Source organism: Paraburkholderia ginsengiterrae (assembly GCF_001645125.1).
Taxonomy (GTDB): domain Bacteria; phylum Pseudomonadota; class Gammaproteobacteria; order Burkholderiales; family Burkholderiaceae; genus Paraburkholderia; species Paraburkholderia ginsengiterrae.
In genome coordinates, this window is the sequence record NZ_LXKA01000338.1 from 269,957 (window position 1) to 279,938 (window position 9,982).

At 66.3% G+C, this 9,982-nt stretch carries 8 protein-coding genes; 2 read left to right on the forward strand and 6 right to left on the reverse strand.

What is annotated here, in order from left to right; genetic code table 11:
• Positions 1-10: 10 nt before the first annotated feature.
• From A6V37_RS28005 to A6V37_RS28025, 5 genes are all read right to left on the reverse strand, one after another.
• Positions 11-1,708 carry an FAD-binding protein gene (locus A6V37_RS28005; RefSeq protein ID WP_064271667.1) on the reverse strand — a complete coding sequence of 566 codons (1,698 nt, stop codon included), beginning with the start codon at positions 1,706-1,708 and terminating at the stop codon, positions 11-13.
• Between the two features lie 17 nt (positions 1,709-1,725).
• Positions 1,726-2,244: a flavin reductase family protein gene (locus A6V37_RS28010; RefSeq protein WP_064271668.1), complete on the reverse strand. Its 519-nt coding sequence runs from the start codon at positions 2,242-2,244 to the stop codon at positions 1,726-1,728.
• A complete protein-coding gene (locus A6V37_RS28015) occupies positions 2,241-3,998 on the reverse strand; it encodes an FAD-dependent oxidoreductase (RefSeq protein WP_064286510.1) in 1,758 nt (585 codons plus the stop codon). Before A6V37_RS28015 ends, A6V37_RS28010 begins: the two co-directional genes overlap by 4 nt.
• 11 nt (positions 3,999-4,009) lie before the next feature.
• Entirely contained in the window at positions 4,010-5,203 is a 1,194-nt protein-coding gene (locus tag A6V37_RS28020) for a flavin-dependent monooxygenase (protein WP_064286511.1), read from the reverse strand.
• A gap of 135 nt (positions 5,204-5,338) precedes the next feature.
• Positions 5,339-6,493, reverse strand: a complete 1,155-nt coding sequence (locus A6V37_RS28025; RefSeq protein ID WP_064271671.1) for an LLM class flavin-dependent oxidoreductase — start codon at positions 6,491-6,493, stop codon at positions 5,339-5,341.
• 328 nt (positions 6,494-6,821) lie between these two features.
• Here A6V37_RS28025 and A6V37_RS28030 point away from each other — a divergent pair, with 328 nt between their 5' ends.
• A complete protein-coding gene (locus tag A6V37_RS28030) occupies positions 6,822-7,172 on the forward strand; it encodes a VOC family protein (protein WP_064271672.1) in 351 nt (116 codons plus the stop codon).
• Positions 7,173-7,250: 78 nt separating this feature from the next.
• Here A6V37_RS28030 and A6V37_RS28035 read toward each other — a convergent pair whose 3' ends face one another.
• Positions 7,251-8,435 (reverse strand): helix-turn-helix transcriptional regulator, encoded by a 1,185-nt coding sequence (locus A6V37_RS28035; RefSeq protein ID WP_064271673.1) that lies wholly within the window; start codon positions 8,433-8,435, stop codon positions 7,251-7,253.
• A gap of 283 nt (positions 8,436-8,718) precedes the next feature.
• Here A6V37_RS28035 and A6V37_RS28040 point away from each other — a divergent pair, with 283 nt between their 5' ends.
• Positions 8,719-9,687: an alpha/beta hydrolase gene (locus tag A6V37_RS28040; RefSeq protein WP_064271674.1), complete on the forward strand. Its 969-nt coding sequence runs from the start codon at positions 8,719-8,721 to the stop codon at positions 9,685-9,687.
• Positions 9,688-9,982 lie beyond the last annotated feature (295 nt).

Below are 9,982 nucleotides of genomic sequence, written 5' to 3' on the forward strand. Positions count from 1 at the left end.
CTTTGCAGTGTCAATCAGTTTCAGTCAGGGAATGGGCGCGGTTCACGAGAACCACGCCCGCTGCGGCCCGGCCCGCTTGCCGGCCAGACCAGATACAGTCCGCGAGCGAAAGGCCGCTCACGTAGTGATTCGAGGCGAGCCCGCAGGCAGCGCGTCCGGCGGCGAACAGTCCTTCGACCGGCTCGCCTTGCGCGGAGAGCACCGCGTTGCTGGTCTCGTCGACCCGCAGGCCGCCGAGCGTGATCGACGGACACGGGAACACGCGGCTGTCCGCCGAGATGTCGATTGCGTAGTAAGGGCCATGCGAGAGCGGCTGGAGCATCGCGGCCGACTTGCCGAACTCGCGGTCGACGCCGATCAGCGACGCGGTGTTGTATCTGACGACGGTTTTCGCGAGCACCGCCGGATCGCAGCCAATGCGCGCGGCCAGATCGGCCAGTGACGCGCCGCGCTTGCGGCCCGCCAGCATCAACAGCAACGCGGGCACACTTTGAAATGCCCACAGCTTGCCGCGCAGGCACTCCTTGAGCGCGAGCTTCACGAGCCGCGCATCGAGAATCAGCCACGCGCGGCCTTCGCGCTTCTCGCACATCGCGTGGCCGAGGGCGGCGCCATACACCTCTTCGTTGCAGAAGCGCTCGCCGTGCCGGTCCACCACGCAGCCCTGAGCCCATGCGTACGGCGGGTTGATGAAGCGCCACGCGGACACGCGTTCGAGCCGGCTCGCCACACCGCCGGCAGACAAGCCGAGCCGGATGCCCGAACCGTCACAACCCGTGGTGCCAAGGCGCCAGTTCGGGAGATAGCGCGGCGCATGGCGCGCCACCATCGACCGGTTGAAGATGAAGCCGCCGGTGCTCAGCACCACCGCATCGGCCTTGATCGTGATGAGCCGGCTCTCGCGCATCTCGATGCGATGCAGCGCGGCGCGCAAGCGGTCCGCCCACGCCGGCATGGCGTTGTGCAGCCGCTCGGCGCGGCGCGCGAGCCGCCGGTGCGCACGCTGGGCGCGGCCCGGCGTGACTTGCCAGAGTTGCGCGCCAATTACACGCCCGCTGCGATCGGTGACCAGCCGGCGCACGCTCGCGTGGCACATCGCGTCGATGGAAGGCTGCGCCTCGACGGCGCGCCGCAGCGTGTCGTACAGCACGCGCCCCGACATGCCGTCGCCGACCACCCGATGCCCGCGCGGCGCCGGTAGCGGGCCATGCGGCACATCCCCCACGGCTTCGTTGCCGGAGTAGTACAGGTAGTAGCGGTTCTGCGGATAGGATGTCTTGCGTGGCGGCATCGACGCCGCAAAGCGCACGCCGAGCCGTTCGAGCCAGCGCAGCATCTCCACGCTGCCCGCGCAGAAGCGTTCTAGCGTCGCGGCCGAGACGGCTTCGCCCACTTCCCGCTGCAAGTAGGCGAACATCGCCTGGGGCGTGTCGACGTAACCCGCCTCGCTCTGATATTGCGTGCCGCCGCCCGCGTACACCACGCCGCCGCTTTTCGCGCTCGCGCCGCCGCCCTCGAAGCGCTCGACGATGCGCACCTTCGCGCCTGCCGCCGCCGCTTCCAGCGCGGCGCATGCGCCGGCTGCGCCGAAGCCCGCGACCAGCACGTCGCACACATCGTCCCAGCGCATCCGCGCCGGGTCATCGACGACGAGCGGTGCTTCCACCGGCGTCGCGAAGCCTTGTTCGGAGGACGAAGAATCGTGCATGGCGCGGCCTGCCTCGCTCAAGCCGTCACGCAGCGCACGGGCGCCGTGGCGGTCGTGTAAGCGCCGTCCACATACACCAGCGGATCGACCTCGCCGCTGATCAGCACCTGATCGACGCGGCCGATAATGACCGCATGCGTGCCGTAGTCGAAGCGGCCGTCCTGCGTGCAGATCAGACTCGCCTGCGCATCGAGCAGGAACGGCACGCCCTGCGCCGAGCTCTGCCAGTTGCCGGTGGTAAAGCGTTCCTCGCCCTTCAGGCGGCCGCTGCAATCGATCGCGATGTGCTGATGCTGCGCCGACAGCACGTTCACGCAAAACGCCGCGCCCTGGTCGAGCGGCGGAAAGATCGACGAGTTGCGGTTAATGCAGATCAGCAGCGACGGCGGCTCGGTCGAGAGCGAATCGACCGCGGTGGCCGACATCGAATAGCGCCGTTCGCCGTCGCTGCAGCTGATGACGGCGACCGAGCGCGCGAGCCGGCGCATCGCGAGCAACATGTCGGCGCGCAACGGATGAGAAGTTTGGTCGGTCATGATGTGACTCCGCGAAGTTCGCTGGTTGAGGCCGAGGCCGTGTCGGCGGCATCGCTCGCCTCGTCGGCAAGGTGATTGGCGGCGATGTAGCCGAAGGTCATCGCCGGGCCGAGCGTCGAACCCGCGCCGGGATAGCTGTCGCCCATCATCGAGGCGCTGGTGTTGCCGATCGCGTAGAGGCCGGCGATCGGCGAATCATCTGCACGCAACACGCGGGCAAAGGCGTCCGTCAGGAGACCGCCCTTCGTGCCGATGTCGCCCGCGTCGATCCGCACCGCGTAGAACGGGCCGGTGTCGAGCGGCGCGAGACACGGGTTCGGCTTGACGCTCGGGTCGCCGTAGTACGTGTCGAACACGTTGCCGCCCTTGGCGAATTCCTCGTCCACGCCGCTCGCGGCGTAGCGGTTCATCTTCGCCACCGTGTCGCGCAGCCCTTGCGCGTCCACGCCGATCTGCGCGGCGAGCGCGTCGAGCGTGTCCGCTTTGTAGAGCAAGGACCGGAACTGCACGGGGATGCGCGAGTCCGGCATCATCACGGCAGGCATGATCGGACCGCACGGGTACCTGTGGCGGAAGCGCGCGTCGAACACCATCCACGCCGGCACGCACGCGCCCGTTTGCGCATGGTCGCGGTACATCGCGGGGACGAACTCCGAATACGGCGCCGCCTCGTTGACGAAGCGCTTGCCGAGTCCATTGACGATCACGCAGCCAGGCAGATTGCGCTCCACGAACAGCGCGCGCTGCTTTTCCTCGCGATCGACATGCACGGTCGGCGCGCCCCACACGTGTTCCATCAATGCGGTACGCGCGCCGAGTCGCATGCCGGCGGCGATCGCATCGCCGGTGTTGTTCAGAGGCGTCGCGCTCCATTGCGCCTGCGTGGGACTGGGCAGATAGCGTTCACGCATCGCCTGATTCCGCTCGAAGCCGCCCGCAGCGAGAATCACGCCGCGCTTGGCGAGCACCCGCACGCGCTGGCCATTGCGTTCGACCTCCACGCCCGTCACGCGGCCATCGGCTTCGAGCAGCTCGCGCATCGGCGCATTGAGCCACAGCGGCACATCGCGATCGAGCAAGGCGCGCCGCAAGCCGCCGGCGAGCGCGTTGCCGAGCGTCAGCCGGCGGTCGCGCCGCGACTGCATGCGGCCACGCCAGTCGAACCAGTAGCGGCCGAACTGCTTCAACGCGAGCGCGATATAGCCGGGAGCCTTCGAAAGCATCACGTGCGCTTCCTTCGACGTCACCGCCACGCGCCCGCCGACCAGCGTGCCCGGCGAAGGCAGGCGCAGCCGTGCGAGTTCGTCGCCGAGCAGCGCGCCGTCAACCGGCAACGGATCGAGTGCCCGGTAGCCCGGCATCGATCCCGGCAGATGCTGGAAGTAGTCCGCATACTTCGGCAACGCTTCGTAGCGCACCGGCGTATTCGCTTCGACATAGCGCAGCATCTCGGGCGCCACGTCGAGGTAGGCGTCGATCCGCCCGCTGGCGGTGACGCCTTTCGTGCAGGCGTCGATATAGGTGCGCGCCGCTTCACGCGTATCGGTCACGCCGAGTTCGGCGATATGGTGATTGCACGGAATCCAGATGCCGCCGCCCGACACCGCCGAGGTGCCGCCATACACTTCGCTCTTTTCGATCACGACCGCCGAGAGGCCGCGGTCGGCCGCGCGGCAGGCGGCCAGCATGCCGCCCGCGCCGGAGCCGACCACCACCACGTCGAATACGTGAGTCTGGGTTTGCTGTGCGCTCATGGCCGCGTCCTTCAGATGAAGAAGTCGGTGTTCTGGCGGCCCATCATCACGGCGCCGAGATTCTGGCCGAAGCGGTCCACGTTGTTCGCGTAGTGCGCGCGCGCCGCATGCAGATCGAGAAAGCGCCGCACCAGCGGATTGCGGTTGTAGATGCCGTTGCCGCCCGCATAGCGCAACAGCGCGTTGGCGGCCTGCGCGCAACGTTCGGCCACCTGCGCGGATTGATAGCGGAACAGCACGCGCCGTTCGATCGAAACTTCCGGCGCCCCGTTGGCCGCCGCCATCAGCTCGGCGAAGTTGCGCTTGAGCAGCACTTTCATTTCGTCGATGGCGACCGCCGCGTTGGCACAGGCGGTTTGCGCGCCGGTGTCGTCGGTGGTCTTCGCGCCGCTATTGGCGCTCACGCGCGTCGCGGCATACGAGGTGAAATCGTCGAGCGCGCCTTGCAGCGCGCCAATGCACGCCGTGCAGACCGCCCGCACGAAAATCTGCGCGAACGGCAGGCGGAACAGCGGCGCGTCGTTGACGGCGAGGCCGGGGCTCGTGCCCATCATGCCGTCGATGGCTTTGTGCGTGCGGTAGTCCGGCACGAACACGTCGCTCACCACGATGTCGTGGCTGCCGGTCGCGCGCAGGCCCAGCACGTCCCAGTCCTGCTGGATCGTGTAGTCGCTTTTGGGCAGCAGGAAGGTGCGGTATTCCGGCGGTTCGCCGTCTTTGGCGGGCGGCACCAGCGCGCCGAGCAATACCCAGTCGCACAACTCGCTGCCGCTCGAAAATTTCCAGTGACCCGACAGGCGGAAGCCGCCTTCAACCGGCGTCACCTTGCCCACCGGCATATACGTCGAAGCGATCAGCGTGCTGGAATCCTCGCCCCACACTTCCTGCTGCGCGCGTTCGTCGAACAGCGCGAGCTGCCAGTTGTGCACGCCGACCACGCCGTACACCCATGCGCTCGACATGCAGCCGCGCGCCACCGCCATCTGGATGTCGAAGAAGGTTTGTGGATCGAGTTCGTAGCCGCCGTAGCGTTTCGGCTGCAGCACCCTGAACAGGCCTGCTGCCTGAAAATCGGCGACGGTCTCGGCGGGAATGCGCCCGTTTGCCTCGGCCTGCGCGGCGCGCCCGGCTAGTGCCGGCGCGAGCGCCTCGGCGCGGGCGATCAGTTCGGCTGCAAGGGCGTTCGAATCGTTATCGCGATGCACGGCTGTCTCCATGACGCGCGAGGGGTGTCGCGCTTGTTCTGTTAGGTTCATCTTCAAGTCCCGGCCGCGGCGTCGCATCGTCTGAAGGGACTAGCGACGCGCGCCGCGCCGGATCATCGGCCCGCCGGATGGGCCTTAAGCGACCGCCTGCGCCTTCGGGCGGCTGGCCTTGAGGCGATTGAAGTAAGGAATCACGTGCTCGCCGATGTTGCGGATCGTTTCGAGCTGCGCTTCGTGCGGCACCGTGCCCATCTGGCAGAGGAACAGCACTTCGTCCACGCCCGCTTCCATCAGGCGGCCCACGTAGCCGATGCAGTCGTCCACCGTGCCGTAGGCGTGGTTCGGGTTCATCATCGAAAGCGCCGGGTCGCTGAAGTCCACCACCACTTCTTCCGACGCAAAGCGCGAACGGATCACCATTTCGCCGGTGTTGCCCTTCACGAGGTCGTCGCCCCAGCTATCCGGATTCGGCCGCTCGCCGCCCGTGTACCAGTACGCGAGCGACTCCATGAAATAGCGCTGGCCGCGAATGCCGATCTTGCGCGCCTGCTGGCCGTCGCTCATCACCACCGTCGGGCACAGCGCCGCGAGGTGCTGCGTCGGACGGAAGCCCACCTGGTCTTCCGGCTTGCGCGTGGCCCACGCTTCGCGATAGATGGCGTTTTTCTTCGCCACTTCGTCAGGGCCGCCAAAGCCGAGCACGAGCGCGCCCAAGCCACGCTGACCGGCGCGCAGCAGGCCATCGTTGTTGGTGCACGCCATGTACATCGGCGGATGCGGGTCCTGGAACGGCTTCGGGTGAATCGGGCGTTTAGGAATCTTGATGTATTTGCCGTCGTGCTCGATCTCGTCCTGCACGAACATTTTCGGCACGAGGTACATGGACTCGTCGATCATCGGCTGCAGCTCGGCGAGTTCGTAGCCGAACGCGCCGGCTTCCTGCTGGCTGCCGCCCTTGCCGACGCCGAAGTGCACCCGGCCGCCCGACAGAATGTCGAGCATCGCGACGCGTTCCGCGACCTTGATCGGATGGTTCATCGCGGGCGGCAGGCAGATCACGCCGTGGCCAAGCCCGATACGGGTGGTGCGCCCCGCCAGATAGGCGAGGAAGGTTTCCGGCGCGCTCATGTGCGCGTAGTTGGTCAGGGACGTGTGCTCGACGCACCATACGGTATCGAAACCCACCTGCTCGGCCAGCAGGGCTTGCTCGACGGTCTCCTTGAATACCCGGTGATCGCCTTCCCGCGAAGCGTCCGTGGTCTGGGCTTCGTAGATCAGAGAAAACTTCATTGCGTGCGTCTCCATGAATTTTGGACTGTGCTGATACGGGCGGTCCGCCCGCGACCCGGCGAGAACCTTCGCGAAGATCGTGACGGTCCACGGATTGGAGTTTCAGATCGCGCGTACTTGCCGGCATCGTCTATTTGGATTAACGGGGCGCGGTTTGAAGTGGAAGCTTTGATCCAACGGGCGTTGCGCGGCGTTTTGCGATGTTTTCGCGCGGCGGATAGTCCGTGGCGGCTAGTCCGATCGGACCTCGTGCGCCCCATTACGCGACGCTACGATCGAGCCGTTGTCAGAAGACACAACGATGCTCAACCGATGGGAGTGCAATGCAATGAAGGCTTCGATGATGCTTTACCCGGTCGACACGATCGACGCGGCACTGCCGCTCTTTGTCGACGGGTTGGGGCTGACCGTGAAATTCCGCGACGGCGAGCGCTATTGCGCGCTCGACGGCAGCGGATTGACCGTGGCGCTGGTGGCGGGTGAGGAGCGGATCGTCGAGCGCGCGGCGCTGGTGTTTCGCGTAGACGAAAACGACGACCTGTATGCCGCGATGGCGCGCGTGGTAGCTGCTGGAGCGTCAGTGAGGGTGCCGGTTCAGCAAGGTCCGCACGAACTGCGCGCGGTGCTGGAGGACAAGCACGGCGCGCTGCTGGTGCTGTCGCAGAAGCGCGCGGCCTGATGTGGGTTTATTACGGATAGGTTGTGTTGAAGTGCCCACTGTGCATTCGAAAAGCGCAGTGGGCATGATGCTTCCGTTCTAGCCGAGCGGCACCACGCTGCCCAGCAGAATCCGCACGAGCGTGGCCTGGCGCGTCACGCCGGTCTTCGAGAAGATTGCCCGCAGATGGGCACGCGCGGTGTTCTTGCTGATCCCCAGTTCGTCCGCCGCCTCCTCCAGCGTCAAGCCATTGGTCAGCAGCAAAGCGAGCGAGGTCTCCGCCGGCGTGAGATCGAACAGCTTGCGCACGATCTCCTGCGAGCCCTGCGACTTGCGGTCCGGATCGCGCAGGAACAGCACCGTGGCCGGGCGGCGCTTGTTGTCCTCCGACCAGTCCGAGAGCGGAATGGTGCGCACCAGCACGCCGAGTTTCGGCTCGTCGCCGCCGCGCGTGATCGGCATGGCTTCGACGATCGGCGCAGCGGTGCCGAAGTGCCCCATCAGCGCGTGGCGCACGAGGCGTTGCAGATTGCGGTTCTCCTGCGCGTCGGTGGCTTCGACGTGGCCGTGCGCGATACGCAGCCCGTTGCCCTCAGCGAGGATTTCGTCGGCCACGTTGTTGGTGCGCATGATCGCTCCGCTTTCGTCGAGCGTGACCGTGCCCACCAGCATCCGGTCGATCGCGCTCGCATACAGCGTGCGCTCCGATTCGACGATATCGAGCCGCGAGTGCAGTTCGACCGCGCGCCGCAAATGCGGCAGCAGCACCGCGCAAAACGCCTTGTCGCGCGCCGAAAAATGCGTCGCGTTGTGGCTGCGGCACACACGAAAGCGGCATTCCACGCCGGATTCCGTGCGCAGATCCGCGCCCATGATGTAGCGCACATCCGCGGGCTTCAGGAACTGCTTGTACAGCTCGCTGGTCAGCCAGCCGGTGTCGCCGAACACTTCGTCCACCGTCACCACCCGGTCGGCTGGCAGGCCGACGAACGGATCGAGCGAATAGTAGTAGTTGTTGTACGACGCTTCGCCCGGCGGCAAGCCTGAGCCCATTTCCGACGCATGCACCATCAAGCCGCGCCGGTCGCTCGACGGTGAACGCAGAATCAGCGTAGCGTAGTTCGCGCCGAGCGAAGTGCGGATCAGCTCGAGCGCACTGGCCCACGGCGTGGTTTCAAGCGGGCCCTGATAAATCCGCGTCGCGAGTTCGCTGAACTGCGCAACGCTCATGTCCGCGAGATCGCTCGCGGCCTGGCCCTCTTCGGGGGCCCATTTTGTCTCCATCAACACGCTCCGTCCTCCATGCGACTTGGCATCGCGACGCCAAGCTTAAGGGGTGGCCTTTCCGCTGGCATCAGTGGAAGTACTTAGCTGGCAAAAGTTTCGCTGTGCGTGCGAATGAACTCTCGTCCAATCGGACGATGCTTCAGGCAAGGTGCCGCGCTTCAATGCACTGACTGCTGGCACGCACAGCCATTTGCTCGCGAAATAGCGCACAGGCGTGCTTATTTCGTGTGCTTATTCCGTGTATAGCCGCGCTCTTATTAAAGAATTCTCAGGAGACCCGATGGCGCTCGATCCCCAGGTGCAAACCATGCTCGCCTCGTTCGCCGGCATGCCCGCCCTCGACTTCACGCAACTCACCGTGCCCGCTTACCGCGCGACAATTGGCGCTGGAAGTGCTTTCGCTCCCGGCGACACGATCGCCGCGGAAAATGATCTGCTGATTCCGACCGCGAACGGCTCGATTGGAGCGCGTGTCTATCGGCCTGTGATCCAGGGTGGCGACAGCCAGACGCTGCTGCCGCTCACGGTGTTCTTTCACGGCGGCGGGTTCGTGGCCTGCGGACTCGATACGCACGCAAATCTGTGCCGCTCGCTGGCGCAGCGTGCGCAAACCGTGGTGCTCTCGGTGGATTACCGGCTCGCGCCCGAGGCGCACTTTCCGGCTGCCGCAAACGACGCGCTCGACGCGGTGCGCTGGGCCGCAGCCAATTCCGCCGACCTGCGGGTGCGGCCGGGCGCGCTCGCCGTGGCCGGCGACAGCGCGGGCGGCAATCTCGCGGCCGTGGCCGCCCAACAGTTGCGTGATAGCGGCGTAAATATCGCGCACCAGGTGCTGTTCTATCCGGTGCTGGACTGCGCAACCGAGCATCCGTCATACGAATTGCTGGGCGAAGGCTATTTCCTGACTGCTGAGCAGATGCGCTGGTTCAAGGATCAGTACTTCGGCCCCGCTGCCAAAGCCGCCGATCGCGCCGATCCGCTGGCCAGCCCGCTCGCCGCCGGCGATCTGAGCGGCGTGGCGAGCGCCACCATCATCAGCGCCGAATACGACCCGCTGCGCGACGAGGCCGAGCACTACGCCGCACGGCTCTCGCAAGCCGGCGTACTGACGACCCATGTGCGCTGGCCGGGCCAGATCCATGGTTTCGCCAGCCTGCTCGGTGTAGTCGACGCCGCCGACCACGTACTCACGACCGCAGCGCGTGCCTTGCATCAGGCGCTGCATGTCGAATCTTTCGTACTCCGTTAAACCGACCTGACATGACTGCATCGATCCCCCTCGCGGCCCAAGAGCCCATCGCGACACCCACATTCGACCCCCCCGCAGCATTCCACGCCCCGCACGAACCAATTGCCGTCCCGCTGAACGCCAAGCCCGCGCGCCCCCCGCACCACGACCAAATCCGCGCCATTCTGCTGCCCCGCACCGGCACCGCCCTCATGGCGCGCCGCGCTCGTCCGCCCCTGCGCGCCCCCGCTCGGCACTGCTTCGGTGCACCGTCGATCACGTTCCCCGCCACTCCCACGTGGCCGCCCCCCGGGCC